The organism is Streptomyces sp. NPDC090127 (assembly GCF_044746945.1).
Lineage (GTDB): Bacteria > Actinomycetota > Actinomycetes > Streptomycetales > Streptomycetaceae > Streptomyces.
In genome coordinates this window covers 133,517-159,835 of sequence record NZ_JBIVDE010000002.1, presented here as the reverse complement: position 1 = coordinate 159,835, position 26,319 = coordinate 133,517, and the positions used below count along the sequence as shown (strand labels likewise).

The following is a 26,319-nucleotide window of genomic DNA, read 5'->3' as shown; positions in this document are numbered from 1 at the left end:
CATCCTCACCGCGCCCGGTCGGCCCGCCCTCCGCCCTCGGGAGGATCTTGCCCACAGGAACCTGTGACATTTGTCAGGAGTCCCGTCCTCGGTGCGTCGGTGGCACACTGGCCGCTGATCGTTCCAAGGAGTTCCGCGTGCCGATAATCCGCAACCTGAGGCGCACCGTCCGCCGTGCATACCGCAGGACCGTCGACCTGAGCCACCCCGCCCGCTCACCGCTGGGCACCTCGGTGGTCAACTGCGTGCTGTACGAGGACGGGGCGCGGCAGCGCGGGTCCTGCCCCGCGGAGGAGGCGGTGCGACGGGTCCGCAAGTCGGGCGACGGCTTCGTCTGGATCGGTCTGCACGAGCCGTCCGTCGAGGAGTTCGCCGGTCTCGCCGAGCTGTTCGGACTCCATCCGCTGGCCGTCGAGGACGCCGTCCACGCCCACCAGCGGCCCAAGCTCGAGCGGTACGACGACACGCTCTTCGCCGTCTTCAAGACGGTCCGCTACGTGGAGCACGAGGAACTCACGGCCACCAGCGAGGTCGTCGACACCGGTGAGCTCATGGTCTTCACCGGGCCGGACTTCGTCATCACCGTCCGGCACGGCAACCACGGTTCGCTCGGTCCGCTGCGGGAGGCCCTGGAGGCCGACGCCGACCAGCTCGCCAAGGGCCCGGCGGCCGTGCTGCACGCCATCGCCGACCACGTCGTGGACGACTACCTCGCCGTCGCCGATGCCGTGCAGAACGACATAGACGCCGTCGAGACGGCCGTCTTCAGCGAGCAGGTCTCCCGCGGGGACGCCGGCCGCGTCTACCAGCTCAAGCGCGAACTGCTGGAACTCAAGCGGGCGGTGGCCCCCCTCGACCGACCGCTGCAGGCCCTGGCGTCCTCGGGCCCGCTGTCACTGGTCTCGGGGGAGATCCAGCCGTACTTCCGCGACGTCGCCGACCACCTGTCGCGGATCACGGAACAGATCACCTCGTTCGACGCCCTGCTCGACTCGATCCTCCAGGCCCACCTGGCCCAGGTGACCGTCGCCCAGAACGAGGACATGCGGAAGATCACCGCCTGGGCCGCGATCATCGCCGTCCCGACGATGGTCTGCGGCGTCTACGGCATGAACTTCGATCACATGCCCGAGCTCCGCTGGACCTACGGCTACCCGCTCGTCCTGGGCGTGATGGCCGTGGCCTGCTTCCTCCTCCACCGCAGCTTCCGCCGCAACGGCTGGCTCTGAGACGCCACCGCCCCCGGCCGACGCCACCGCCCCGGCCGCTCACTTCCCCGGTGCGACCCGGGTGCGCAGAGAGGCGGTGTGGGCCCGTACCTGATCGGGTGTGAGGTACGCGTCCGTGTACTCGAAGTCGGCGAGCGTCCCGGACCGGGACGCCAGGAATCCCGTACGGACGAAGTCGTCCCCGGCCAGCGCGTTGAGCAGCCAGTTCGTCATCACCCGCGTCTTGGCGACGTTGGTCCGCAGCGCCGCCCAGTGGTACGCGCGGGCCACCGCCTGGGCGGGCATGCCGTGCAGCTCGATCCCGAGCGGCTTCGACACGGCGTCCCGGCCGCCCAGGTCCACGACCAGGCCGAGATCCCGGTGGTGGTACGGGTAGGTCTGCTCGCCGCGCAGCGTGGCGACGAGGTTGTCGGCGACCTGCTTGCCCTGGCGCATGGCGTGCTGCGCGGTGGGCGGGCAGACCGCGTCCTTCTCGTTCTTGGCGAGGTCCGGCACGGCGGCGGCGTCGCCGAGGGCGTGCACCCCGTCCAGCCCGGGGACCACCAGGTCGGCCCCGACCACCAGGCGGCCCCGGTTGGTCTCCGCGTCCAGCGTGCCGATCAGGGGGCTGGCGGCGACGCCCGCCGTCCAGATCAGGGTGCGACTGGGCAGCACCCGACCGTCGGTGAGCGTGACGGTCTCCTCGTCCACGGAGGCCACCGAGACACCGAGCGAGACCTCGATCCCGCGCCGTCGCAGGATGTCCAGCGCCGCGGCGCCCAGCTTGTCGCCCAGTTCGGGCATGAGCTTGGGAGCGAGGTCCACCAGGTGCCACTTGATGAGTGCCGGGTCCAGGCGCGGATAGCGCTGGACCGCGTGGTGGGTCAGCCGCTGCAGACAGGCCGCCGTCTCGGTCCCCGCGTAGCCTCCGCCGACCACCACGAAGCACAGCCGCGCCGCGCGCTCCGCGTCGTCCTGGGCCGCGTCCGCCAGATCGAGCTGCGCGATGACGTGGTCGCGGATGTAGACCGCCTCGGCGAGCGTCTTCATGCCGCGCGCGTGCTCGCTCAGGCCCGGGATGTCGAACGTGCGGGTGACACTGCCGGGCGCGAGCACCAGATGGTCGTACGGCTCGTTCACGAGTTCACCCGAGATGGTCCGTACGACGCAGACCTTCGCCTTGGTGTCCACGCCGACCGCACCGCCGGGGATGATGCGCGTACGGTGCCGCTTGCTGCGCCGCAGCGACAGCGCGACCGACTGCGGGGTCAGCACGCCGGCCGCGACCTGCGGGAGGAGCGGCAGGTAGAGCTGGTACGAGAAGGGCGACAGCAGCGAGATCTGCGCCTCGCGCTCGGTCAGCCGCCGCTCAAGGCGCTGTACACAGCCGACCCCGGCGAAGCCGGCGCCCACCACCAGAATTTTCGGTCGAGTCACGATGCCCGCCTTCCGGGTCGTCGGTGCTTGAGGCGTCTCCTAACCCCTCCGGCCGATCCGGAACCTGAATTGTGCGCCGAAGGGGTGACGGGATGGGCGGACATAACGGGAGGTACCAGATCATGGTGTGATAGAAGGGACAGGCAGGGGTGGGGGTGTGAGAACGGAGCCGACGGCCGTGGGGAGACCCGAGGACACAGACACCACCGCGCACGAGGCCGTGTTCGGTGTCGCCGATTCCGTCGTTCTCCTCTTCGACGAGGCGGGGACGGTGATGGGCCGCCCCTACGCCGCCGAGCGCCTGCTCGGCTATCCCGCGGCAGAGCTCGGCGGCCGCCACGTCGGCTCCCTCCTGGCAGGCGACGAGACCGACCGGCTCCCCGGGATCCTCGAGACCTCCGAACGGGACGGCGGGTGGTCGGGGGTGCTGCTCGCGCGGCACCGGGACGGCCGTACCGTCGCCGTCGACGTCACCGTGCTGCCCCTGCCGGGCGAAGCGGGCCCGGCCCGCTGGCTCGTCGTCGCCGTCGGCGCGGCGCCGTCCCGGCAGTGGACCATGGGCCCCGCCCTCCTGGAACGCATGGTCACCGCGATGCCTGTCGGGCTCTGCTTCGTCGACTCCGAACTGCGATGTGTCTGGTCGAACACCGCGCTGGAACACTTCGGAGGCGGCACGGTCGAGCAGCGGCGCGGCAAGCGCCTGTCGGAGATCCAGCCCGGAGTCAACGCCGACGTCGTCGAGTGGAAGATGCGCCAGGTGCTGGCGACCGGCGAACCGGTCGTCGGGTACGAACACGTGGGCCGCACCCGTGCGCACCCCGACCGGGACCACGCGCACGCCATGTCCTTCGTCCGCCTCGACGACGACAACGGCCGGGCGCTCGGCGTCTGTTACGCCGTGGTCGACATCACCGACCGCTACCGGGCCCGGCTGCGCCTCCGCCTCATGGCCCTGGCCAGCGAGCGCATCGGTCGCAGCCTGGACGTCATGGACACCGCCCAGGACCTCGCCGACGTTGCGGTCCCCGGCCTCGCCGACTTCGTCGCCGTCGACCTCCTGGACACCGTCCTCAGAGGCGCGGAACCGTCCCCCGGGCCGACCGCCGCCGGCGCCGCCCTGCGCCTGGTCCGCGGTGGCGCGCAGAACGTACATCCCGGCGGGGTGAGGGAGGTTCTCGACCCCGGGGAGCCGTGCGGGTACCGGCCGTCCTCACCCCAGATGGACGCCCTGGCCCGCGGCCGCTCCTGGCGGGCCGCCCACCTGGACGCCACGACCCGAGTGGCGTCCCTCCCGCTCTCCCTCATCGAGACCGCCGGGCCCCCCGCGGCGGGCGAATCCCTCCCGCACACGGCGATCGTGGTGCCGATCCTCGCCCGCGGCATCACCCTCGGCGTCGCCACCTTCCTGCGCACCCGGCGGGACGAGCCGTTCGACGAGGAAGACCTGCGGCTCGCCGAGGAACTGGTCGCCCGCGCCGCCGTCTGCCTCGACAACGCCCGCCGCTACGCCCGCGAGCGTGCCGCCGCCCTCGTGCTCCAGCGCAGCCTCCTGCCGCACGGCGTCCCCGCGCAGGAAGCCGTCGAGGCGGCCTCCTTCTACCGGCCCGCCGACGAACTGTCCGGACTCGGCGGCGACTGGTTCGACGTCATCCCGCTCTCCGGAGCCAGGGTCGCGCTCGTCGTCGGCGAGGTCCTCGGCCACGGCATCGACGCGGCCGCCACCATGGGCCAGCTCCGTACCGCCGTACGGACCCTCGCGGACCTCGACCTCTCGCCCGAGGAGCTCCTCGCGCACCTCGACGACCTCGTCGTCCAGGTCACCCGCGACGGCACGGCGACCGACCTCGGCGGCACGCCCAACCCCGCGGGCGTGGGAGCCAGCTGCCTCTACGCGGTCTACGACCCGGTCAGCCTCCGCTGCGACCTGGCGAGCGCGGGCCACCTCGCGCCCGCCGTCCGCGCGCCCGACGGCACGGTCACCTTCCCGGACCTCCCGCCCGGACCGGCCCTCGGCATCGGCGGACTCCCCTTCGAGTCCGTCGAGCTGCCCCTCGCGGAGGGCAGCGTCCTCGCCTTCTACACCGACGGGCTGATCGAGGCGCCGGGCGCGGGCAGGGACGGGTTGCTGCGGGTCCTGGAGTCCCGGGACCTGCCGCTGGACGAGCTCTGCCGCAGCATCGCCGACGAACTGGCGCCCACCAGGCCGTACACCGACGACGCCGCCCTCCTCCTGGTCAGGACCCGCGGTCTCGCGGCCGGCCGGGTCGCCGTGTGGGACCTGCCGGCCGACCCGGCCGTCGTCGCCCGCGCACGGGTGATGGCGGCCCGCCAACTCGCCGACTGGGGGCTGGAGGAACTCGCCTTCACCACCGAACTCGTCGTCAGCGAACTCGTCACCAACGCCATCCGGCACGCCTCCGGCCCCATCCGGCTCCGCCTCATCCTCGAGCGCACCCTGATCTGCGAGGTCTTCGACGCCAGCAGCACCTCGCCGCACCTCCGGCACGCGCGCACCACCGACGAGGGCGGCCGGGGCCTCTTCCTGATCTCGCAGTTCACCCGGCGCTGGGGGACCCGCTACACCGCCGAGGGGAAGATCATCTGGGCCGAACAGCCCCTGGACGGCGACGCGTCGGACGCATAGACCGTGCCGCCCTCCGGCCCCGTTCAAGATCGTTAATCGATTGTCCGGCCGGCGCCGCCCGTGCGAGGGTGTGGCTGCCGCGCGGACGGGCCGACGGCGTCGAGAAGGAGTCCCACCTGTGCGGAGGCGCGCTGCCGAGGCCATCGTCGTGACCGAGCGCGGACCCGTTCGCGGCACGGTCGGTGACGGACTGCGGATCACCCGGGGCATCCCCTACGCCGCGCCGCCCTTCGGCGCCGCACGCTTCCGGGCGCCGAGGCCGCCGGAGGCCTGGGGCGACGTACGGGACTGCACGCGCTACGGCCCGGTCGCCCCGCAGTCGGCGGAGCTGCCCGGCTCCCCGGTCTGGAACCCGGCCGACGAGGACGTCCTCACGCTCAACGTCTGGGCGCCGACAGCACGTTCCGGGCCGCTCCCCGTCCTCTTCTGGATCCACGGCGGCGCCTACACCTTCGGCTCCTCCGCCCAGCCCGACCACGACGGCGCTGCCCTGGCCCGGGCCGGCACGGTCGTGGTGACCTGCAACTACCGGCTCGGCTTCGAAGGCTTCGGCCATGTGCCCGGCTTCCCCGACAACCGGGGGCTGCTCGACCAGATCGCCGCCCTCGCATGGGTGCGCGACAACATCGCGGCCTTCGGCGGCGATCCCGACAACGTCACCGTGGCAGGGCAGTCCGCGGGCGGCGGTTCGGTCGCCTCGCTCCTGAGCAGCGCGCGGGCCGACGGCCTCTTCCGCCGCGCCATCGCGCACAGCGTCCCCGACGCGTTCTTCCGGCCGGAGTTCGCCCGGCGCATGGCAGGCGAGGTGGCGGAGGCGGCGGGGGTGGCGCCGACCGCTCAGGGCCTGCTCTCCGCGAGCCCGCGGGAACTCGTCGACGCCTCGGACCGGGTGGTCGCACGGTACGCCGGCGATCCGTCGTCCGGGTTCCTCCACTACGACACCGTCCTCTACGGCCCGGTCCTCGACGGGGCCCTGCTGGACCGGGACCCTCTCGACGCCACGGGCACCGGCCATCCCGTCGACCTCCTCGTCTGTCACACCACCGAGGAGTACTGGCTCATGCACCGGGTGGGCGCCATGCCGCCGGTCACCACGGACGACGGCCTCGTCCGCTTCGCCGCCGCCTACGGCCTTCCCCCGGACCTCGTCACCGCCTACCGGGATCTGATGCCCGGGGCACCGGTCCTCGACGTCTTCCTCGCCCTCGCGAGCGACGCGGTCTTCACGGCCCCCACCGTCCGCCTCGCGCGGGCACACGCCCGGGCGGGAACCGGGCGCACCTACCTGTCCCGCTTCGACCGGCGCCGTACGCGCCCCGACGGCGAGCCGGTGCGTGCCTGGCACGCCGCCGACGTGCCCTTCGCGTTCGGCACCCTGGACGCCGCCGAGGTCGCGTTCCTTACCGGCGGTCCCGCCGACGCCGACGACCGCGCCCTGTCCCGCCGTATGGTCGACGCCTGGGCCGCGTTCGCCGCCACCGGCGACCCCGGCTGGGCCCCGGTCACCGACCCGGCCGACCCCACCGTCCACGTCTGGGGCGTCCCCCGGGACCGCACCGAGGGCCCGAGCCCCGCGCACGCGCTCTGGCGCGACATACGGATGGCCCCGCCGTCGCTCCGGTGCGGCGCACGGGATAATGGCCGCGCAGAGACGACCGACCCGACGCAGAGATGAGACCCCGATGGACGTGCAGCACTTCGAGCGGATCACCGCCTTCGTCGAGGACCGTCTGCGGCCGCTGTTCGACCCCGCCAACGGCAGCGACCACGGCTTCGGGATGGACGCCACCTCCCGCGCCCTGCGCGCCCTCCTCGGCACGGTGAAGGCCGCCGCGGCCGTCAAGGGCCTCGTCGAACAGCGCGCGGCGGCCGACCCGGCGCTCCGCCACATCATCGACCAGGCCCTGGAGCACAACTGGGACGTCCTGCGCGGCGTCGCGCGCAACTGGGAGGACCACCCCGACTTCGCGCGCGACTTCAAGCGCCACTCCTGGGAACTCGACGAGACGCCTGCCCCGGCGGCCTGACACCGCCTCCACGGCCTGACGCCTCCACGGCCTGACAACCGCCTCTATGGTCTGACAGCGCTCACCGGCCTCGCGATTCGGCCCGAGGCCGGTGATTCCCCAGGCCCTCCACCCTCTCTGACGGCCGCTCAGGTCTCCTGGGCGGCCGAGTGTGATCCCTTCGCTCTGCCCCGGTCGGGTGAGTGGCGGGCTCTGCCGACAGGCCACGGCGCGGATCGGGTACGTATGGCGGCATTGCCGTCCGCCAGCGTCGGAGGATGCTGCCCCATGCCTGTCAGGAACGTCCGCCCCGGCCCCCGCGTGCTGGCCGCCGCGCTCTGCGCGACCCTCGCGCTCATCGGCTACGTGAAGGTGTCGCACGACGAACCCGCGCCCACAGCGGCGCCCGCGCCCGGTGCCCGTGCCGCCGCCAAGAACGCCGGTCCACTGGCCCCGCCCTCCGTGTCCGCCGCACCGGCGGTCCCCTCCGCGCCGCCGGGGGTCGGGCCCGCGACCCGGATGCGGATCCCGGACGGCACGAGCCAGGTGTTCGTCGTGACCGGTCGCACCAAGGACACCAACGTGGCCACCGCCACCCTCTACGAACGGGACCCGGCGGGCCGCTGGCTTCGCACGGCCGGACCGTGGTCGGCGCACAACGCCCTGCGCGGCTGGACCGACGACCACTGGGCCGGCGATCTGCGCACCCCGACCGGCGTGTTCCGGCTCGGGGACGCGGGCGGACGGCTGGCCGACCCCGGCACGAAGCTGCCCTACGACCAGGACGAGGAGTTCGTCTCCCCGGGCGTCGGCTTCCTCGGCGAGCCCCTGGAGGGCTCGTTCGACTACGTCGTCGCCATCGACTACAACCGGGTCCCCGGCACCACCCCCCTGAACAAGGAGCGCCCGCTCGGCCTGGAGCGCGGCGGAGGTGTCTGGATCCACGTCGACCACGCGGGGCCCACCCAGGCGTGTGTCTCCCTCACCCCCGAGGCCATGCGGCAGCTGCTGCGCGCGCTCGACCCCGCCAAGGAACCGGTCATCGTGATGGGGCCGGCCGCCCAGATCGGGCGGTGACCCTCTGGCACGCGGCGACGCCGCCGACAGCCGCGACCGTCCGCCGACAGGCGCCGGCCGCCCACCCCGGCCGCCTGCGCGATGCGAGCGGGACCGTCGTCGGCATCGACCTCGGCGGCCGGGTCTTCCACCGGGCCCCCGCCGCCACCGCGTGACGCACCCCTGAGCGCGCCGCCCGGCCTCCTGCCCGCCCGGGCGGAGGCCGGCGTTCGGCTGTCCGGTCAGCGGGGACACGTGTCCGGAGTGACCGGAACTCGTCCCTCCCGGCGCGGACGATGCATCAATTCTCGTCACGTACCGAAGGTATCCGGCCACCTCGTTGGCAGAATCGTCACTCTGTGGAGATCGCCGGTAACTTCATGCCGTCGCCGCCACACCAGGGGCACAAGGCCCCGACGGGACTAGCGGCCCGAAGGACATTTCTTCACTTGACGACGACAGCGACCGACAGCTTCAAGGTCCAGCCGTACACGCAGCATTGCCAAGTGATCCACACCGAAGGCGCCCACGCGGTCATCGGAATCTCCCCGGGCAACGGCTACTTCTCCGCCCAACGGGTGGCCGACCTCGCCGCCTGGGGACTCCGGGGCTTCGACCAGGTCGACCTCATCTACACCGACCTGCACGTCGCCGACATGTACGAGGCTCTCGGCTACCCGCCGGACGAAGCCCGCCGCAAAGCGGTCAAGAACCTCCGCGGCGTCCGCGCCAAGGTCAACAACGCCGTCGCCGCCATCGACCCCGGTGGCGAACGGCTCCGAGGGCGCCCCATGTCCGCGCTCCTCGACATCCCGGCCTACCGGCACCTGCGCAGCCACCTGGACGACCTGCTCGCCACCGACGCCGAGTTCCTCGCCACCTGCGAGCGGCTGGTCGCGGCCTTCCTCTCCTCCAAGGTCCTCGACGGACAGATCCCCACCGCCCGCCAGCGGGAGGTCTGCCTCCAGTACATCTGCGCCGAGGCACCGCTCTTTCTGGACACCCCCGCGATCCTCGGTGTCCCCTCCTCCCTGAACTGCTACCACCAGCTCCTGCCGATGGCCGAACTCCTCTACTCCCGGGGCTCCGGACTGCGTGCCTCCCGCAACCAGGGCCACGCCATCGTCACCCCGATGCTCGGAGACCACGATGACCACTGACACGCTGCTCGACTTCCCCTTCTCCGCCCGCGGCGACCGCCTGCCGGCCGAGATCGAGTCCCTGCGCGCCGAACCGGTCAGGCGGGTCCGTACGATCGCCGGCGACGAGGCATGGCTCGTCTCGTCCCACGAGCTCTGCAAGCAGGTCCTCGAAGACCCGAGGTTCTCGCTCAAGGACACCTCGGCGCCCGGCGTGCCGCGGCAGTACGCGCTGACCATCCCGCCCGAGGTGGTCAACAACATGGGCAACATCACCGGCGCCGGACTGCGCAAGGCCGTCCTCAAGGCCATCAACCCCAAGACGGACGGCCTCACCGACTGGATGCGCGACCACGCCGGCGCGCTGGTCGACGGGCTCCTCGCCTACGGACCTCCGGTCGACCTGCGCGGCCGGTTCACCAACCCGTACGCGGAGAACCTGCACTGCCGGATCCTCGGCATCCCCGAGTCCGACGCGCCGCGCCTGGCCGCCAGCCTGGACATCGCGTTCATGAACTCGGCCTGCCCCGTCACCGGCGCCCGGCTCAACTGGGACCGGGACATCGCGTACATGGTCGAGCGCCTGGACGACCCGGCGACCACCGGCCTGATGGCCGAACTCGCAGCCTTGCGGCGGAATCCCGACTACGCCCATCTGACGGACGAGATGCTCGCCACGGTCGGCGTCACCTTCTTCGGCGCGGGCGTGATCTCCACCATGGGCTTCCTCACCATGGCCGTCTTCTCCCTGCTCCAGAACCCGGACGTCTGGGAGCGGCTGCGCGAGGAGCCGGACCGGATCCCCGCCGCCGTCGACGAACTGCTGCGGGTCAACCTGTCCATCGCCGACGGGCTGCCGCGCCTCGCTCTCGAGGACGTCACGCTCGGGGACGTCGAGGTACGCAAGGGCGAGCTGCTCCTGGTCCTTGTCGAGGCGGCCAACACCGACCCGGCCGTCTTCCCCGACCCGCACACCGTGGACATCGACCGGCCGAACGCCGGCGCCCATCTCTCCTTCGGCGGCGGCGGCCACTACTGCCCGGCCACGGCCCTCGGGAAGAGGCACACCGAGATCGCCCTGGAGGTCCTGCTCGACCGGATGCCGGACCTGCACCTCGCTGTCCCGGTCGACCAACTCGTCTGGCGCACCCGCTTCATGAAGCGCATCCCGGAACGGCTGCCGGTCGCCTGGTGACCACCGTCCCACCCCGGTCCGGCCGCGGGCCGCACCACGGCCCGGCCACCGACTGATCCGCCGTGCACGCCGACCGCCGTCGCCCCCGGCCACCCGCCGGGGGCGACGGCGTTCCCGTGCGGGTCGGGTGTCTCCGGGCCGCGCCGCGGGACCGCCTCCGCCTTCGGTCAGCGGCGGGGGCGCAGGTCCGCGCCGTAGACCGTGCGGTAGTCCGGGACGACGACGCGCGTCGCGGGCGACTCCTGATGGACCTGGCCGATCAGCCCGGCCAGGTCCATCGACGGGTCGGGCCGCACGGGGTCGCGCAGGGGCGTCTCGAAGTTGTCCCAGTGGACGGGGACGACGATCTTCGGGTGCCCGAGGGCCCGCAGCAGCCGGGGCACGTAGCGGTGGGTCGAGGAGCTGGAGGGGACCGCGACCATCGCCACGTCGGGGCGGAGCCCGTCGGCGGACCGGTCGGCGATGTCGCTGGCGCCCATGAGGAACAGCGTCGGCCCACCGGCGCCCGCCGTCACCTGGAAGGCGAGGGTGTCGCCCTCCGGCAGGTCGGAGATGGTCGCGGGAACAGTGGCCGGCGGTCCTGTCAGCGTGCCCGGTGCGAAATAGGAGTGGTCCTTGTTACGGCTGTGCAGGCTCGCCACGACCTCGACCACCAGCCCCTGGCCGAAGTCCAACACCTCGCCGCCCTTCACCACCGAGATCTGCCCCGGATCCACCCCGAGGGCGACCAGCAGATGGAAGGTCGTCTCGGTCCCCAGCACCCGTGCGCCGGTCGTCTTCGCGAGGTACGGGACGTCGGCGATGTGGTCCCAGTGCGAGTGGCTGACCAGGATCAGTTCGGGGTCCCCCGCGTACTCCCGTACCAGCGAGGCGTCGGTCTCCGCGATCGGCGTGGTCGGGTTGAAGGGCTTCTCGAAGAGCCCGGTCCTGAACCGGGTCAGATACGGGTCGAAGAGCACCGTCCGCCCGCCGGTGTCGATCCGCCAGCCCGCCGTCCCCAGCCAGCGCAGCGACGCCGCGCCGGGAGCGGGGGAAGGGATGCGGGCGTCCGCGGCGGCGACCCCGGCAGCGGTCGGCAGGAGCGGTAAGGCGGCACCGAGGGCGGCGCCGCGCAGCATGGTCCGCCGGGCATAGGTATGCGTGTCGTCGTTCATGGCGCCAGAAGATCAGCCGGCCCGCCGGCCTGTCCAGAGCCGGGTCGGGACCCGTGCCGCGCACGGCCGCGCGCGGCTACGACGTGCGGCGAGGCTTCCCGGGCTTGCCGCCGCTGCCGCGCTTGACGCTCTTCGCACCCTTCGTGCCCTGGCCGCCCCTGCCTCCGCCGGAACCGGCCCGCGCGCTCTTCTCGCCCGGCCGGCCGCCCTTCTCGGGCCGCTTGGCCTTGGCCTTCGCCTTGTCCTTGGGCTGCGGGGGCGTCGGGGGGCGACCTCGGGTGCTGTTCACCGTCCGGCCCCGGACGATCCCGATGAACTGCTCCACCAGGTCCGTCGTCCGGTCCTGCGGCCAGGACAGGGCGACCCGTGACTCCGGCGTGTCCGACAGCGTCCGGTAGGTGAGGTCCTTGCGGTGGTGCAGCCGCGCCAACGACTGCGGGACCACGAGCAGCCCCACGCCCGCCGCCACGAGCTCGATCGCGTCGGCCGTCGTGGCCGGGCGTTCGAGCGCCGGCAGCCCCGGCGGGCGCTCCCAGCCGAGGGTGTCGTCGAGCGGGTGCAGCACGATCTCGTCGGCCAGGTCCTCCGGAGAGATCTCCTCGACCGCGGCGACCACATGGTCCTTCGGCACGACGACGACCGTGGTCTCGTTGTACAGGGGGATCGCGCTGAGATCCTCGCCGTCGACCGGCAGACGGACGAAACCGGCGTCCACGCCACCGTCCCGCAGCAGCGCGAAGGCGTCGGCGGCCTCCACCTGGACGAGGGTCAGCGGGACGTCCGGGAGCCGCTCGTGCCAGATCCGCACCCACTTCGTGGGCGTCACTCCCGGTACGTACGCGAGCCGGAACGAGGAGGGTTCTTCCTGGCCAGTCACCCCGCCAGGTTACCCGTCGTGGTCAGAGGTAGCTCACACGCTCGATACCCTTGACACCATGACGTCGCACCAGACCGCCCAGACGATGAAGCCCGCGACCGCGGCGAAGAAGCTGGGTGTGTACCTCGAGGCCACCCCCGCCGAGTTCCGGGAGGGTGTCGTCTCGCGCACCGAACTGAACGCCCTGCAGACCGATCCGCCCGAGTGGCTCCGCGAGCTCCGGCGCACCGGCCCCCACCCGCGCCCGGTCATCGCGGCGAAGCTCGGCATCTCCATCTCGGGCCTCGCCCGGGGTGGCATCACCGAGGCCCTCACCACCGACCAGATCGAGGCCCTGAAGCAGGACGCCCCCGAGTGGCTCCAGAAGGAGCGTGCCACCCAGGCCGACGTCCGTAAGGAAGCGGCCCGCATCAAGGAGATGCAGGCGGAGAAGGCCGCGAAGGCCGACCGCTCGCAGTCCTGACCTCCCCCGTCCCGACCGGTACCGCCATCAGGTCGGGACGCTTCGCCGCGCGGCCGTCCCCCGAGGAGCGGCCGCGCAGCCGCCTGCCGATCCACGGCCCCAGGAAGGCCGCGATCCACCGCGCCTCGTCGAGCGCCCTGCGCGGGCCCGACGGCGGTGGGCCCGCCGGCAGCGGATGCGTCCAGGAGTCGTCGCTGCCGGGCAGCCCGAGGGCGTCGGCCACGGCGGCGGCGATCCGCGCGTGCCCGAGCGGGCTGGCGTGCAGCCGGTCCGGACTCCACAGCCGGGCGTCGGTCACCACCGGATGGCGGTCCGTCTCGGCGACCGCCACCCCGTGCCGCGCGGCCGCCTCCCGGATCCGGGTGTTGAGCGCGACGATCCGGGAGCCGAGCGGCCGCGCCAGCGGGATGATCCGCCCCGCGTCCGGGAACGTCACCGTCGCCACCCGCGCGCCCCGCGCGGTCAGCTCGGCGAACATCGCCTCCAGGTGACCGGCCACCTCGTCCACGTCGAAGCGGGGCCTGAGCAGGTCGTTCATCCCCGCGACGACGGTGGCCACGTCCGGCCGCAACGCGAGCGCGGGCCCGAGCTGCTCCGCCCGCACCTGCCCGGCCTGCCTGCCCCGTACGGCCAGGTTGGCGTAGGTCAGGCCCGGACTGCCGACCGCCATCAGCTCCGCGAGCCGGTCGGCACAGCCGCGCAGGCCCGTGCTGTCGTCACCGTCCCCGAGGCCTTCGGTCTGGCTGTCGCCCAGGGCGACATAACGCTCGTACGGGCCGGTGTGCATACGCCTGTTGCTCCTCCGTGCGGCGGCGTGCCCCGTGCGGCACGCCTCGACGGTATTCAACACCGTACCTATTCAATTACGCGACTATGGGCCTCCGGGGTCCGGGATTCCCTCCGCCCGCCCACGCTCCGTCGGCGCGCGGCCGGGGTCACCGGGTAGCGGTGGAACGGGGCTTCCTCGACGGGCAGTTCCGGACGCCACGTCCGGAGCACCTGGGCGGAGGGCGCGAACAGCTCCCGGGGGAAGCGGTCGAGCGCGGTCCACTCCCAGCGCTCGATCTTGTCCGGCTCCGCGACCACCGGGGCGCCGCTGAAGGCCCGTACGACGACCACCGCCGTCACGCGGGTGAGCCGCGTCGAGGTCAGCGAGTCCAGCAGGATCCCGATGACGTCGACGTCGGAGGCGTCGGCCACGAGGGCGGTCTCCTCGGCGAGTTCACGCACCGCCGCCTGCTCGATGGACTCGCCCGGATCGACCTTCCCGCCCGGCAGCTCCCACGTACCGCTCGGATGCAGCCCGAGCAGCACCCGTCCGGCCGCGTCGGTCACCACGGCGCCGGCCCCGAGCGAGGCCTGCGCGGACGGCGGCCGGGCGTTGCGGTGGGGCGGGTGCGGGGGCGCGTCTGGGGGCGGGGGCGGCTGGTCGGCCGGGCGCATGTCGACTCCTCGTGCGAACCATGGGCGCGTGTCTCCCCCCAGCCAACACCATGCAACGCTAGGCGGCTTGGCGGCCGCCCGGGAGCCGGCGCAGGGCGAGCAGGCCCCCGACGCCGGGGACGATCGCCAGCCATCGCGCGCCGGACGCCGCGGCCCCGGGTGCGGGCCAGGCGGCCGCGATCGTGACGAGATACGCCGTGCCGTGCAGCGGCCCGACGAGTGTCGAGACCGCGGGCGTGTGCGTGGTGAGCAGGTTGACCAGGAGGGCCAGGAGGGAGGCCGCCTCGACGCCGGCCGCGATACGGAGAACGCGCACGTCCTCACGCCCCCGTCGTGGAGCCGGGGCGGACGATCATGAGGACCACGACGACCGCCCAGAGGATGTTGAAGGCCCCGGTGAGCATGGCGAGTCGTGCGGCGGCCGCACGCGAGGCGCCGCCGCGGTCGCTCCCGTCCTCGCCGCCGGCGCCCCGGTCGTCACCGCCGGCGTCGAGCAGCAGCCGCTGGCGGGGCAGGATCGCCAGGGCCAGGACGCCCGCGGCGACGGCGGTGAGCGCCAGCGACGTGAGCAGCCAGGCGTCGGTGAGGACGCCCAGCTCGGCCGCCGTCGCGAGCCCGAAGACCGGGACGGCGACACCCGCGACGGCGTACCCCCGGCAGATGCGGTGCAGCAGCGCGGTGACCGGTGAGGCCTGGCGTGCGTAGCGGGGAAAGAGTGACGCGGCCACGGTGATCGGTCCGACCACCAGGATCGCCGCGAGGACGTGTATCGACAGCAGCACCTTGGTCACTGCGGGCCCCTCCAGTCGATAGGTTATATGTTGGCTGCCAATAGATAGCATGTCTACGCTTCTGCTGTGTAGGCTGCCTACTCATGAGGGCGGATGCGGTGCGAGGGCACCTCGACGGACTGCTGCTGGCCGTGCTGGAGCAGGGACCGCTGCACGGATACGCGATCATCACCGCGGTCCAGCAGCGCAGCGGAGGCGTGCTCGACCTGCGCACGGGCACGATCTACCCGGCGCTCAACCGGCTGGAGCGGATCGGCCTGCTGAGCAGCAGCTGGGAATCGGTCGGCGAGCGCCGACGCCGCCGCTACGAACTGACCGACGAGGGCCGCAAGGGCCTCGCGGGGGAGCGGGCGGCCTGGAGCGAGTTCACGACGGCGATCGGCTCGGTCCTGAACCCGGCCGTGCGGCCCGGACCCGCCACATGACCGCCCGCGCGCAGGCGAACGGCGCCACGCGCCTCGTGGAGGCGACGGGCCCGACCGACCCCGTCGACGCGTACGTCGCGGAACTGCGAGGCGCCCTGCACGGGCCGCCCCGGGCCACGGCGCGCCTCGTCGAGGAGGTGCGGGGCGGGCTCACCGACACCGCGGAGGCGCACACGCACGCAGGGGCCTCCTACGAGGACGCGGTCCGGCGCGCGGTACGGGAGTTCGGCACCCCCGCCGAACTCGCGCCCGCCTGCCAGCGCGAACTCACCATCGCCCAGGCCCGGCACACCGCCCGCTCCGTCGTCCTCGCCGCCCCGCTGCTCCTCGCCTGCTGGTACGCGCTCCTCACCACGGGAACCGGCCAGGACGGGCTACTGCCCCGCACGGCCCAGTCGCTGGCCGCCGTCGCGGGCGGCGCCGCCCTCCTCGCCGCGACCGCGCTGGCGGCCACGGGCCCCCTCGCCCGCCACGTACCCACCCCGCGGCGGCTGCCGCTCCTGGTCGCCTGGACGGGCACCACCGCCAGCGTGTCGATGGCCCTGGCCTCCGTCTCGCTGGCCGTCGCGGCCTTCATGACGGCCGCGTGGCCCCTGATCGCCCTGGCCTGCGCCCTCGCCGCCGCCTCGCACGCGCTCACGGCCCCCTCGGCGCGCGCCTGCCGGCGCTGCGCCCGCCTGCCCGTCTGACGTTCAGCGGGAGCTGTCGCTCACCCGTACTTCGAGCGGCGCCCGGAACGAGAGCAGGTCCAGGACCGGCGGCGGCGCATCCGGAGCCAGTCGCAGACCGGGGAGCCGGCGAGCCGCCTCGCGCAGCGCGACAGCGGCCTCCGTACGGGCCAGCGACGCGCCCGGGCAGCGGTGGCGCCCCGCACCGAACGACAGATGGTGGCGGACGTTCGCGCGGTCGGGCCGCATCCGCTCCGGCGCGTCGAAGACCTCCCGGTCCGAGCCGCTGCCCAGGAGCATCAGCAGCAGCTCGGCTCCCGCGGGGAGCCGTACACCGCCCAGCTCCACCGCCTCAGCCGCCACCCGGCGCCAGGTCGTCACCGGCGGCTCACGGCGCAGCACCTCCTCGACCCACGCCTCCGCCAGGCCCTCCTCGTGCGCCGCGCGCCGCCACAGACCGGGCTCGGCCAGCGCGCCCCGCAGGACCGTGGCGATGAGCTGGCCGGTCGTGGACTGTCCCGCGATGAAGACGAAGAAGCACGCGCCGACCGCCGTCGCCACGTCCACCGGTTCGCCGTCCGGCAGCCGGTGACGGACCAGGGCACCGACGAAACTGTCCGGCGGGGCCGCCCGGTCGGTCACCACCGACGTCAACCACTGGTGGAACTCGCCGACCAGCACGGCGAGTTCGAGCTGCCGCTCCGGCGTCGGGCGTCCGTAGAAGAGCTCCAGCGAGGCGTCGCTCCACCGCACCAGCGTCGCGGGGTCCAGCCCGTCGATCCCCAGCAGCTCCATCATGATCCGGCACGGGAGCGTGTGCGCGAACGTGCCGAACAGGTCGCTGCCACCATGCCCGTCGAGCTCCGCGCGTACGGTGTCGAGCAGTTCGCCCGCGATCCGCTCGACGACGGGGACGGCCGCCGCGACCCGCTGGGCGTTGAAGAAGCGGGTGACCACACGGCGCAGCCCCGCGTGGCTCTCGGTCGCGTTGTTGGCCAGCGCCGGTCGCAGCCGGAAGCCCGCGCGGGCGAGCACCCGGAGCGCCGGAACGCTCAGCGCGGTGATCGCGTGCTGGGCGTTGTCCGGCCGGAACGCCGCCGGGTCGAGCAGCACCCGCCGCACGTCCTCGTACCGGCTGACCAGCCAGAGCCCGGTGGAGACGTCACGATGGACGGGAGCCCGCGCCCGCAGCACGTCGAGCCAGGGGTACGGGTCACGGACGAAGTCCTCCCCGAACACGTCCAGCTGATCGAGCGCCAGGACCGGGAAGACCTCGGTGCCGGCTGTCCCGTCACCGTACGGGCAGGAGCCGACGGGAACCGTGGCGGAAGCGGGCCCCGGCCCGCCGGGGGCGGCTGTCACGGTCGCGGACGCTAGCACGCGGCCGTCCGCCTACCGGCCGGTCTGTGGGCCGGATCACCTCCGTACGGAACCCTCCGCACGGCTCTGATCTGCGCCTTACGGGGTCGCCCGAGGACGGACCCCGGCCCATGAAAACAGCTGGAGGCGCCGCCCCGAGGCCGGACAGGATGACACCGTGACCCTTCGCGAGAACCCGGCGGAAGCCCTGCTCGTCGTCGACGTCCAGACGGCCTTCGTCACCGGCCCCGGCGCCGTACCGGACGCCGACCGCCTCCTGGACCGTACGGCCGCCCTGATCGCCCGGGCCCGCGCGAGCGGAGCGCTCGTCGTTCACGCCACGCACGACGTCCCGGCGGCCCCCGGCATCGCCGAACGGGTCCCCGGCGCCACGGTCTCCCGCGTCGCTGCCTGGGCCCTCAGCCGCGAGGCCGACACCACCACCCCCACCTCCACCGTCACCTTCACGGCCACGCGCCCCACCGCCGTGGCCTCCTGAGAGGCGGGCCCGGTCCCCGTTCCGTACCCCGGCCGCCCCGTCGGCCTCGCCGGGGCCTCGACGGGTGTGGCCTACGATGAGCGCGGGAGGTCGACAGTCGATGGTGACACCACAACGCAGCGGACAGGACCGCGTTCCGCCCCACCCGGACATCCGCACGATCAGCCTCCAGCAGGTCCTGGAAGCCCTCGTCGACCCCGTCCGGCGCCACATCGTCGGCGTGCTGCACGCCTCGGACCACGACCTCAACTGCGGGGCCATCGACCTCCCGGTCAGCAAGTCCACCGCCACGCACCACTTCCACGTCCTGCGCGAGGCCGGCCTCATCCGCCAGCACTACGTCGGCACCTCCCGGATGAACGGGCTGCGCCGCGAGGAGTTCGAGGAGGCCTTCCCCGGACTCCTCCAGGCCGTGGTCGGCAGGGAATGAGCGCCGACCGGACGCCGCTCGCCCTGCGCATCGTCGGCGACGAACTGCCCGGACGCGCCTGCGGCGGGTACGAGGACGTCCATGTCGCCGTGCAGCGCGGGCGCGAGCCCGACGGCGCGGTGCCCGGGGACGCGGCGCAGGCGGTGTGGGAGTTCACCGTGGACACGCTGCGCGCACCGGACGGCACCCGCGACTTCCGAGGAGCACACGTCCACGGCCGGCGCGGCGCCCGGTTCCTCTACCTCACCTGGGGTGAGTGGCCCGCGGGCGGCGCGTTCGCCATGTTCCGCCGGGCGAAGCTCTTCCTCGACGACCTTCCCGCGTCCGCGCTCGACGGGGGCGCCGCCGTGGGGCGGCTCGGCCTGACCGACCCCTGCGGCCTGCCGCTCTGCGCCGCCGTCCGCCCACCCCGCATCCGGTGGACGCCGAGCGACCCCGTGAACCGCTGATCCCCGTCACCCGAACGGCTTCCTCGGAGCGCGGTGCGCGATTCCCCTCCCGTACGATCGCCGTCTCGGCGCGAAGATCCAGGGAGTGGGCTCATGTCCGGACAGTTCGAGGCGACGACGGACGTCGCCCGCCCCATCGACGAGGTCTTCGCCTTCCTCGGGGACGGGCGCAACGACCCGAAGTTCAGCCCGCGGGTGCAGAAGATCGAACGCGTCCCGGACGCCCCGACCTCCGTCGGCACCGTCTTCCGCAGCACGGTGAAGGACGCCGGGATGACGACCTCCCGCGAGTTCCGCATCACCGAGTACGACGCCCCGCACCGGATCCGCTGGGCCGAGATCTCGAAGAACGTCGTCGTGGCCCGCGAGGGCGGCTACGACCTCGAACCCCTGCAGGACGGCGGCACCAGGGTCCGCATCTTCAACGTCCTGGAGGGCCACGGACTCGGCAAGCTCCTCGTCGGCTTCGCCCTCGGCGCCGCCCGCAAGGACGCCGACGCGTTCGGCCGCCGCATCAAGGCAGCGGTCGAAGCGTCGTAGCTCTCCCGTCAGGTCCGGTCCGGTGGGTGTCGCGGCGGCCGCTGTGGCGGCGATCCGGTCGTCACCGACACGTCCGGTGGGCCGTCGTACCGTAGGCCTCCGCACGTGCCGTGCACCGCGGTCCCGCGCCGCAGCCAAGCCTCGCCTCGCCCGCACCGCCGCACGCCGAACGTCCTCGACGCCTGGAGCCCGCACAGTGATCGCCGCCCGCCCCCGCCGCCCCCTCCGTCGCGCGCTGTCGGTCCTGGCCCTGGTCGGCGCGCTCGCCGTCACGGCGGCCGGATGCGGGACGCCGGGTGACGGCGAGGGCGGCGGCGACTCGGCCCCCTCGCCGCGGACCCCCTCTCCCCGTGCCGTCGTCCCGCCGGAGCCCCACGTCGGCTTCGACTACCAGATCGGTGGTCCGTACCCGCCGCCCCCCGGCGTCGGCGCCGTCTCCCGCGACCGTACGGCCGAGCCGGCGGAGGGCCTGTACAACATCTGCTACGTCAACGCCTTCCAGGCCCAGCCGGACGCGACCGCCTGGTGGGAGGAGAACCACCCCGACCTCCTCCTGCGGAAGGCGGACGGATCTCCGGTCGTCGACCAGGACTGGGACGAAGCCCTCTTCGACATCTCCACTCCGGCCAAGCGCGAGCGGCTCGCCGCGATCGTCGGCGGCTGGATCGACGGCTGCGCCGCCTCCGGCTACCAGGCCGTCGAGGCTGACAACCTCGACTCGTACGATCGCTCGGAAGGCCTCCTCACACCCGAGCACGACCTCGCCTTCGCGCGGTTGCTCGTCGACCGCGCGCACGCGGCCGGACTCGCGATCGGGCAGAAGAACGCCGTCGATCTCGCCCCGCGCGGCCGGGCCCTCGGCTTCGACTTCGCCGTCGCCGAGGAGTGCGGCCAGTACGACGAGTGCGGCGCGTACGCGACCGCCTTCGACAACCGCGTCCTCGTCATCGAGTACGAGCAGGCCGGTCTCGCGCGGGCCTGCGAGCGTTGGGGCCGTACCCTCTCCGTCGTCCTGCGCGACACCGACGTCCGGCCCGCCGGCGAGACCGGATACGTCCGCGCGACCTGCTGACCACCCCGACAAGCGCCCGCACGGGCGCCGACCTCATCCTGCTCAGGCCTGCTCGGTCCCGCTCAGTCCCCGCGCGTGCGGAAACCGCGCGAGCGGGGCCTCCCGTTGGAAGAACGTCTTGGCCCGGACGAGCGCCGCCGCGTCGTCGCGTACCTGCCCCGGCCGTGAAGCGCTTCCGCACAGCAGCCCTCCGAACCGCATCCCGAGGTAGGCGGCCGAGTGGTGGAGCGTGGTCTCGAGCCCCGCGGCGACGGCATCGTCGCGGCTCGCCATCGCCGTCACGCCCCACAGCGTTCGGCCCGCCATCCGCTCCTGGAAGTCCGAACCGGGCGCGGCCATCCAGCCCGACCAGTAGTCGAGGTAGCGCTTGGTCTGGGCGGAGAGGGTGTACCAGTACAGCGGCGAGGCCAGGACGATGTCGGTCGCCGCGAGGGTCGCCCTCCGCAACGCCTCCTCGTTCTCCCCGACCGGCCAGCCCTCGCCCTCGTGCCGTCCGTCCTGGAAGTCGGGCAACGGCAGCCGGGCCAGGTCCACCCAGTGACGGGGGACGTCGGCCGGCAGCTGCTCGGCGGCGGCGCGCGCCAGTATCTCCGTGTTGCCGTCGGGCCGGGAACTGCCGAGGACGAAGAGGAACGAGCGGTCGCCCGCGGTCCGGCCGTCATGTGTCTCGGCGGCAAGGGCTCCAATGGTCATGGGTTCTCTCCCGTGGTGCGGAATGTCGTGCTGTGGAAGGACGTTAAGCCTTCACACCGATGCGAAGGTCAAGCGGGCACACGAACGGGCAGGTCACATGCTGATCGGAGAGTTGGCACGCCGTACGGGCGTCAGCGCGCGGCTGTTGCGGTACTACGAGGAGCAAGGCCTGCTCGCCGCCGACCGGGGCCCCAACGGCTACCGCGACTACCGCGAAGAGGCCGTGACCACCGTCCGCCAGGTCCGCGCCCTGCTGCGCGCGGGACTGACCACGGAGGTGATCCGGGCGGTGCTGCCCTGTGCCCGGGGCGAGCTGCCCGAGTTCGACTGGTGCGTCGACGTACGCGCGATCCTCGACCGCGAACTGGCCGCCGCGGACGCCCGTATCGACGACCTCCGCCGAGGCCGCGACACCCTCGCGGGCTACCTGACCGTCCCCTGACCGCGCGCGCCGCCCCCTTGCCGGGCCATCGAGGCACGGGCCATCGAGGCACGCGCTACCGAGGCACGGCCGCGCGCGCCGTCCGGTACCGCCCCGGTGTCGTACCGAACTCGCGGCTGAAGGCGTGCGACAGCGCGTACGGCGTCCCGTACCCGACACGGCGGGCGATCGCCGCCAAGGAGTCCTCGGTGTCGCGCAGCCGCGCCGCGGCCAAGGTCAGCCGCCACCAGGTGAGGTACGCCATCGGAGGTCGCCCGACCAGCGACGTGAACCGGCGCGCGAGCGTGGGCCGGGACACGCCCGCCTCCGCGGCCAGCCGCTCGTTGCTCCACGCGGCCGCCGGGTCGGCGTGCAGCGCCCGCAGGGCCGCCGCCGTCACCGGGTCCCCGAGGACGGCCGACCACGCACCGCCGTCGTCCTGGGCCATCCAGGCCCGGATCATGTACACGAACAGGAGGTCGACGAGGCCGGGAACGGCGATTCCCGAGCCGGGCCTGTCCGCGCCCAGCTCGCCGCCCAGCAGGTCGATGGCGGCCCGTAGTTCGGTGTGGCCGCCCACCCGGTTCGGCAGATGGACGACTGTCGGCAGCTCCGCCAGCAGCGGGTGGACGCGGCGGTGATCGAGCCGGTACTTCCCGCACAGCAGCTCCGCGGCCCCTGCCCGGGTCGACTGACCCGTCCCGCCGGACCACCGCTCGAACGGCACCGCGCGCGCCACGGTCTCCGCGTCGGCGGGGGAGTCGGCGATCACATGTCCCGTCCCGTGCGGCAGGAGCACCGCGTCCCCGGCCCCGAGCGCCACCGCCGAGCCGTCGTCCGGCAGCAGCCAGCAGCCGCCCTCCAGCACCACGTGGAACCCGGCGCCGTCGTACGGGGCGAACCGGGCGCACCAACGCCCGCCCGCCCGCACACGGTTGGACGAGGCCCGTCCCAGGCGTACGGTCGCGATCGCGTCGCTCACCACATCCATACCGGCAGGGTATCCCTGGCATCATCCGTGAGACGCACACGTATGCAGCGGAGCATCTCAGGCATTGGGAAGCTCGACGTCCTCTCCCTAGGGTCGACTCCATGACCACCACACCGCACCCCTCGCCCGCGCAGCCCATGATGCTGGGAGACGTCGAGATCATCCGTGTCGTCGAGTGGCAGGGCGCGTTCGCCCCCGCCCGGGCCCTCGTCCCGGACGCCGATCCCGGCCTGTGGCGCGACAACCAGCAGTGGCTGGCCCCCGACCACTGGGAGCCTCGCACGGACAACGCCGTGATGGCGCTCCAGAGCTGGGTCCTGCGCAGCGCCGGACGGACCGTCCTGGTCGACACCGGTGTCGGCAACGGCCGCGAGCGGCCCGGCTCCCCGCGGTTCCACCACTGGCAGGGCGACTTCCTCGGAGCCTGGCCCGCGCCGGGGTCCGCCCCGAGGACGTCGACGTCGTCGTCAACACCCACATCCACGCCGACCACGTCGGCTGGAACACCACCCGTGTCGACGATGCCTGGGTCCCGACCTTCCCGCACGCCCAGTACCTCGTCCCCGCCGCGGACGACGACTTCTTCGGCCCCGGGAACTCGGGGGGACGCGGCAGGCAGGAACACGACCGGTTCGTCCACGAGGACAGCATCGCGCCCGTGCACCGAGCCGGCCAGGCCGTGCTCTGGGAGGGCACGCACACCATCGACGAGCACCTCACCCTGGAATCCGCACCCGGCCACACCCCCGGTTCCGCCGTCCTGAGGCTGGCGTCGGGCGGCGAGCGCGCGGTCTTCGTCGGAGACGTGCTGCACAGTCCGGTGCAGATCCTCCAGCCCCGGTGCAACAGCTGCTTCTGCCTGGACCCGGCGGCGGCCGTCGCCAGTCGCCGCCGCATCCTCGAACGGGCCGCCACGGAACGCGAACTGCTCGTCCCCGCCCACTTCGGAGGCTCCGGCATCGTGGAGGTCCGACGCGAGGGCCGCGGCGCCCTCACCCTCGGCACGTGGCACTAACAGCCCGCCATCCACGGACACGGGGCAGCGTCGGGTGCCAGTCCTCGGGTGTCAGGTCTCAGGCCTCGGGTCTCAGGTGTCAGGTGTCAGGCGTCGGGCGTCGACGGCGCGGGCCGTACCCGCTTACGGCGAGGGCGAGGCGCCCGGGCCGACGAGGTCGAGGAAGCGGTCCGAGAGGGCGCGCAGCCACTCGGCCCGCTCGGTGGCGATCTCCTTCAGCCGCGCGGTGTCGCTGCGGGCGACGAGGTGGCCCATGTAGCGCTCGTTGAAGGCGGCGTACTCCTGGTGCAGGGTGCGCAGCGCCTGCGCCACGGTGCGCTCCGGTGCGCCGACGAGCCGGGCGAGCGGGGTGGTGTACTGCTTCCAACGGCCTTCGACGGCCTGACGGAGCAGGTCGTCGAGTTCGCCGGCCCGGCCGATGACGCCCAGCAGGTCGGCCGGTTCGAGGCCGAGGGCGTCCGCGAGGAACAGCGTCTGCCGGTCGGAGCCGGTCCAGCGGTGCTCGCTCTCGGCGCGGGCGTACGCGTGGCCGTCCATGCCGATGCGCTGGGCGAGCCGGTCCGCGCTGAAGCCGCGGGCCAGCCGATGCTCCCGCAGGGATCGCGGCTGCAGGGCCATGAGCTCCGGCACGGGGCACCACAGGGCGTCGGCCAGTGCGAAGAGTTCGACCTCCGAGGGCGCCACCACCCCCGCCTCCCACGACATGACGGCCTGCGCCGCCCGGCGCACGCCCAACTGGGCCATGGCCGCGACGACCTGTTCGGGGGTCAGGCCGATGCGGAGCCGGGCGGCACGGGCATGGGCGGGAGAGAACGGTGGGTGGGACACGTGCGGATCACCTCGGTGGGCTGCTCCGCGGAGCGGCGGGCTCCGCGGAGCGGAAACGGGGTCAGCGGGCCGTGGCGGTCTGCGGACCCGCCCCGTCGTCGTACGCGGCGAGGCCGTCCCAGTCGATGTCCTGCCGCTTGCGACGGCTCTCGAACACGTGGAAGAACAGGTTGAGCAGGACCGCGCTGAGCGTGCCGAGAGTGATCCCGCTGCCCAGGACGGCCCGCACCTCGGTGGGCATCCGCTCGAAGAACGGGGCGACGGCGGTCGGCAGCATCGCGGCGCCGAGACTGACGGCGAGGATGACGGAGTTGCGCTCCTCCCGCAGGTCGACCTTCCCGAGGATCTGGATGCCGACGGTGGCGACCATGCCGAACATCACGACGGCCGCCGCGCCGAGCACCGGGTGGGGCACGGAGGCGACGACAGCGCCGGCCTTCGGCACCAGTCCGAGAAGGATCATGAGGACACCGGCCGCGACGACGACGAACCGGCTGGTGACGCGGGAGATCCGGACCAGACCGATGTTCTCGGCGAACGCCACGTACGGGAAGGAGTTGAACACGCCGCCGAGCACGGTGGCGACCCCGTCGGCGCGCAGCGCACGGCTGACCGTCTCACCGTCGACCTTCCGGCCGGTGATCTCGCCCATCGCGTACACGTCACCGGTGGTCTCCACCATGGTGATGAGCATGACGACGACCATCGCCAGCATCGGGAAGACCGAGAAGTGCGGCATGCCGTAGTGGAAGGGCGTGCTGACACCGAGCCAGTCGGCCTGGTCGACCGCCCCGAGGTCCGCGTCGCCGAGCAGCCAGGCGACCGTGGTGCCGCCCACAAGACCCAGCAGCACCGCGACACTGCGCAGGAAAGGGCCGCCGAACCGGATCACCAGCAGGATGAAGAGCAGAGTCCCGCCCGCGTAGGCGAGGTTGGCGGGGTCTCCGTAGCCGGGCCCGCCGAGCAGGGCCGAGCCGCCCGCGACATCCTGCAGCGCCACCGGGATGAGGACGATGCCGATGACCGTGAGGAGGGTGCCGGTGACGATCGGGGGGAAGTACGCGGTCAGCCGCCCGGCGAACGGGGCGAAGAGGAAGGCCGCGACCCCGCCGGTGATCACGGCGCCGTACACCACCAGCAGGCCGGCGGTGCCGCCGCCCGCGCCCTGACCGATGGCGATCATGGGGGAGACGGCCGTGAAGGTCGCGCCCTGGACGAGCGGCAGCCGGGCTCCGATCCGCCAGAAGCCCCACGCCTGGATGATGGTCGCGATGCCGGCGGTGACCAGGTCGGCGTTGATGAGGTAGACGAGCTCCTGGCGCGAGAGCCCGAGGCTGTTGCCGAGGATCACCGGCACGAGCACGGCACCGGCGTAGAACGCCAGGACGTGCTGGAATCCGTAGAGCGCGAGGGTGGGGACGGGGAGGACCTCGTCCACCGGGTGGGGGGTGGTGCGGGGTCGTCGGCGGGACGCCAGTGGTGCCATCTCTGCCTTGCCTTGAGGGTAGGTGAATGA

At 73.1% G+C, this 26,319-nt stretch carries 29 protein-coding genes and 1 pseudogene; 18 read left to right on the top strand and 12 right to left on the bottom strand.

Annotated features, from left to right (window positions below; translation table 11 throughout):
• The first annotated feature begins 143 nt into the window (after nucleotides 1-143).
• Nucleotides 144-1,229 (top strand): magnesium/cobalt transporter CorA, encoded by a 1,086-nt coding sequence (gene corA, locus ACIPPS_RS06420; protein WP_401429488.1) that lies wholly within the window; start codon nucleotides 144-146, stop codon nucleotides 1,227-1,229.
• 39 nt (nucleotides 1,230-1,268) lie between these two features.
• Here the strand turns inward: corA and ACIPPS_RS06415 are convergent, their stop codons facing one another.
• Entirely contained in the window at nucleotides 1,269-2,645 is a 1,377-nt protein-coding gene (locus ACIPPS_RS06415) for an NAD(P)/FAD-dependent oxidoreductase (protein ID WP_401427584.1), read from the bottom strand.
• Between the two features lie 178 nt (nucleotides 2,646-2,823).
• Between ACIPPS_RS06415 and ACIPPS_RS06410 the strand changes: the two genes are divergently transcribed.
• From ACIPPS_RS06410 to ACIPPS_RS06380, 7 genes are all read left to right on the top strand, one after another.
• Complete coding sequence (locus ACIPPS_RS06410; RefSeq protein ID WP_401427581.1) at nucleotides 2,824-5,289, top strand: SpoIIE family protein phosphatase; 2,466 nt, start codon at nucleotides 2,824-2,826, stop codon at nucleotides 5,287-5,289.
• A gap of 118 nt (nucleotides 5,290-5,407) precedes the next feature.
• Nucleotides 5,408-6,964, top strand: coding sequence for a carboxylesterase/lipase family protein (locus ACIPPS_RS06405; RefSeq protein WP_401427578.1), 1,557 nt, complete (start codon nucleotides 5,408-5,410; stop codon nucleotides 6,962-6,964).
• A gap of 7 nt (nucleotides 6,965-6,971) precedes the next feature.
• Nucleotides 6,972-7,316, top strand: a complete 345-nt coding sequence (locus ACIPPS_RS06400; RefSeq protein WP_401427576.1) for a hypothetical protein — start codon at nucleotides 6,972-6,974, stop codon at nucleotides 7,314-7,316.
• A 267-nt stretch (nucleotides 7,317-7,583) separates the two neighbouring features.
• The gene (locus ACIPPS_RS06395) at nucleotides 7,584-8,372 is read left to right on the top strand and encodes a L,D-transpeptidase family protein (RefSeq protein ID WP_401427574.1); all 789 of its coding nucleotides are present in this window, start codon (nucleotides 7,584-7,586) and stop codon (nucleotides 8,370-8,372) included.
• Nucleotides 8,369-8,527: a hypothetical protein gene (locus ACIPPS_RS06390; RefSeq protein WP_401427572.1), complete on the top strand. Its 159-nt coding sequence runs from the start codon at nucleotides 8,369-8,371 to the stop codon at nucleotides 8,525-8,527. The genes ACIPPS_RS06395 and ACIPPS_RS06390 overlap by 4 nt, the downstream gene beginning before the upstream one ends.
• Before the next feature lie 273 nt (nucleotides 8,528-8,800).
• Complete coding sequence (locus tag ACIPPS_RS06385; protein ID WP_401427569.1) at nucleotides 8,801-9,511, top strand: tRNA-dependent cyclodipeptide synthase; 711 nt, start codon at nucleotides 8,801-8,803, stop codon at nucleotides 9,509-9,511.
• The gene (locus ACIPPS_RS06380; protein WP_401427567.1) at nucleotides 9,501-10,685 is read left to right on the top strand and encodes a cytochrome P450; all 1,185 of its coding nucleotides are present in this window, start codon (nucleotides 9,501-9,503) and stop codon (nucleotides 10,683-10,685) included. Before ACIPPS_RS06385 ends, ACIPPS_RS06380 begins: the two co-directional genes overlap by 11 nt.
• Before the next feature lie 167 nt (nucleotides 10,686-10,852).
• Here ACIPPS_RS06380 and ACIPPS_RS06375 read toward each other — a convergent pair whose 3' ends face one another.
• Both ACIPPS_RS06375 and ACIPPS_RS06370 read right to left on the bottom strand, forming a co-directional pair.
• Complete coding sequence (locus tag ACIPPS_RS06375; RefSeq protein ID WP_401427565.1) at nucleotides 10,853-11,839, bottom strand: MBL fold metallo-hydrolase; 987 nt, start codon at nucleotides 11,837-11,839, stop codon at nucleotides 10,853-10,855.
• Nucleotides 11,840-11,915: 76 nt separating this feature from the next.
• Nucleotides 11,916-12,716, bottom strand: a complete 801-nt coding sequence (locus ACIPPS_RS06370; RefSeq protein WP_401427563.1) for a LysR substrate-binding domain-containing protein — start codon at nucleotides 12,714-12,716, stop codon at nucleotides 11,916-11,918.
• A 58-nt stretch (nucleotides 12,717-12,774) separates the two neighbouring features.
• Between ACIPPS_RS06370 and ACIPPS_RS06365 the strand changes: the two genes are divergently transcribed.
• Entirely contained in the window at nucleotides 12,775-13,179 is a 405-nt protein-coding gene (locus ACIPPS_RS06365; RefSeq protein WP_401427560.1) for a DUF5997 family protein, read from the top strand.
• On the opposite strand, the gene ACIPPS_RS06360 is transcribed toward ACIPPS_RS06365, so the two are convergent.
• The 4 genes from ACIPPS_RS06360 to ACIPPS_RS06345 form a co-directional block, all read right to left on the bottom strand.
• Nucleotides 13,127-13,966: an SGNH/GDSL hydrolase family protein gene (locus ACIPPS_RS06360; RefSeq protein WP_401427558.1), complete on the bottom strand. Its 840-nt coding sequence runs from the start codon at nucleotides 13,964-13,966 to the stop codon at nucleotides 13,127-13,129. The two genes, ACIPPS_RS06365 and ACIPPS_RS06360, sit on opposite strands and share 53 nt — an antisense overlap.
• A 68-nt stretch (nucleotides 13,967-14,034) precedes the next feature.
• On the bottom strand, nucleotides 14,035-14,622 hold the full coding sequence (locus ACIPPS_RS06355) for an NUDIX hydrolase (protein ID WP_401427556.1): 588 nt from the start codon (nucleotides 14,620-14,622) through the stop codon (nucleotides 14,035-14,037).
• 58 nt (nucleotides 14,623-14,680) lie between these two features.
• Entirely contained in the window at nucleotides 14,681-14,938 is a 258-nt protein-coding gene (locus ACIPPS_RS06350) for a DUF3817 domain-containing protein (RefSeq protein ID WP_401427554.1), read from the bottom strand.
• Between the two features lie 4 nt (nucleotides 14,939-14,942).
• Complete coding sequence (locus ACIPPS_RS06345) at nucleotides 14,943-15,413, bottom strand: hypothetical protein (protein ID WP_401427552.1); 471 nt, start codon at nucleotides 15,411-15,413, stop codon at nucleotides 14,943-14,945.
• An 83-nt stretch (nucleotides 15,414-15,496) separates the two neighbouring features.
• Between ACIPPS_RS06345 and ACIPPS_RS06340 the strand changes: the two genes are divergently transcribed.
• Nucleotides 15,497-15,838 (top strand): PadR family transcriptional regulator, encoded by a 342-nt coding sequence (locus tag ACIPPS_RS06340; protein WP_401427550.1) that lies wholly within the window; start codon nucleotides 15,497-15,499, stop codon nucleotides 15,836-15,838.
• Nucleotides 15,835-16,527, top strand: coding sequence for a permease prefix domain 1-containing protein (locus ACIPPS_RS06335; RefSeq protein ID WP_401427548.1), 693 nt, complete (start codon nucleotides 15,835-15,837; stop codon nucleotides 16,525-16,527). Before ACIPPS_RS06340 ends, ACIPPS_RS06335 begins: the two co-directional genes overlap by 4 nt.
• A gap of 3 nt (nucleotides 16,528-16,530) precedes the next feature.
• Here ACIPPS_RS06335 and ACIPPS_RS06330 read toward each other — a convergent pair whose 3' ends face one another.
• Nucleotides 16,531-17,868, bottom strand: a complete 1,338-nt coding sequence (locus tag ACIPPS_RS06330; protein WP_401427546.1) for a cytochrome P450 — start codon at nucleotides 17,866-17,868, stop codon at nucleotides 16,531-16,533.
• 175 nt (nucleotides 17,869-18,043) lie between these two features.
• Here ACIPPS_RS06330 and ACIPPS_RS06325 point away from each other — a divergent pair, with 175 nt between their 5' ends.
• The 5 genes from ACIPPS_RS06325 to ACIPPS_RS06305 all read left to right on the top strand — a co-directional run bounded on the left by ACIPPS_RS06325 (nucleotide 18,044) and on the right by ACIPPS_RS06305 (nucleotide 20,855).
• Entirely contained in the window at nucleotides 18,044-18,364 is a 321-nt protein-coding gene (locus ACIPPS_RS06325; RefSeq protein ID WP_401427544.1) for an isochorismatase family protein, read from the top strand.
• A 100-nt stretch (nucleotides 18,365-18,464) separates the two neighbouring features.
• The gene (locus ACIPPS_RS06320) at nucleotides 18,465-18,794 is read left to right on the top strand and encodes an ArsR/SmtB family transcription factor (RefSeq protein ID WP_401427542.1); all 330 of its coding nucleotides are present in this window, start codon (nucleotides 18,465-18,467) and stop codon (nucleotides 18,792-18,794) included.
• Complete coding sequence (locus ACIPPS_RS06315) at nucleotides 18,791-19,243, top strand: DUF5990 family protein (protein WP_401427540.1); 453 nt, start codon at nucleotides 18,791-18,793, stop codon at nucleotides 19,241-19,243. The genes ACIPPS_RS06320 and ACIPPS_RS06315 overlap by 4 nt, the downstream gene beginning before the upstream one ends.
• Nucleotides 19,244-19,336: 93 nt before the next feature.
• On the top strand, nucleotides 19,337-19,783 hold the full coding sequence (locus tag ACIPPS_RS06310; protein WP_401427537.1) for an SRPBCC family protein: 447 nt from the start codon (nucleotides 19,337-19,339) through the stop codon (nucleotides 19,781-19,783).
• Between the two features lie 196 nt (nucleotides 19,784-19,979).
• Nucleotides 19,980-20,855: an endo alpha-1,4 polygalactosaminidase gene (locus ACIPPS_RS06305; protein ID WP_401427535.1), complete on the top strand. Its 876-nt coding sequence runs from the start codon at nucleotides 19,980-19,982 to the stop codon at nucleotides 20,853-20,855.
• 42 nt (nucleotides 20,856-20,897) lie between these two features.
• On the opposite strand, the gene ACIPPS_RS06300 is transcribed toward ACIPPS_RS06305, so the two are convergent.
• Nucleotides 20,898-21,548 carry a flavodoxin family protein gene (locus ACIPPS_RS06300; protein WP_401427533.1) on the bottom strand — a complete coding sequence of 217 codons (651 nt, stop codon included), beginning with the start codon at nucleotides 21,546-21,548 and terminating at the stop codon, nucleotides 20,898-20,900.
• Nucleotides 21,549-21,645: 97 nt separating this feature from the next.
• Between ACIPPS_RS06300 and ACIPPS_RS06295 the strand changes: the two genes are divergently transcribed.
• A complete protein-coding gene (locus ACIPPS_RS06295; protein WP_401427530.1) occupies nucleotides 21,646-21,990 on the top strand; it encodes a MerR family transcriptional regulator in 345 nt (114 codons plus the stop codon).
• Nucleotides 21,991-22,045: 55 nt separating this feature from the next.
• Here ACIPPS_RS06295 and ACIPPS_RS06290 read toward each other — a convergent pair whose 3' ends face one another.
• The gene (locus tag ACIPPS_RS06290) at nucleotides 22,046-22,960 is read right to left on the bottom strand and encodes an AraC family transcriptional regulator (protein WP_401427527.1); all 915 of its coding nucleotides are present in this window, start codon (nucleotides 22,958-22,960) and stop codon (nucleotides 22,046-22,048) included.
• Nucleotides 22,961-23,061: 101 nt separating this feature from the next.
• Between ACIPPS_RS06290 and ACIPPS_RS06285 the strand changes: the two are divergent.
• Nucleotides 23,062-23,975 (top strand): annotated as a pseudogene (locus ACIPPS_RS06285) (MBL fold metallo-hydrolase).
• 123 nt (nucleotides 23,976-24,098) lie between these two features.
• Here the strand turns inward: ACIPPS_RS06285 and ACIPPS_RS06280 are convergent.
• Nucleotides 24,099-24,803 (bottom strand): transcriptional regulator, encoded by a 705-nt coding sequence (locus ACIPPS_RS06280; RefSeq protein ID WP_401427524.1) that lies wholly within the window; start codon nucleotides 24,801-24,803, stop codon nucleotides 24,099-24,101.
• Nucleotides 24,804-24,864: 61 nt separating this feature from the next.
• On the bottom strand, nucleotides 24,865-26,289 hold the full coding sequence (locus ACIPPS_RS06275; protein ID WP_401427522.1) for a nucleobase:cation symporter-2 family protein: 1,425 nt from the start codon (nucleotides 26,287-26,289) through the stop codon (nucleotides 24,865-24,867).
• Nucleotides 26,290-26,319 lie beyond the last annotated feature (30 nt).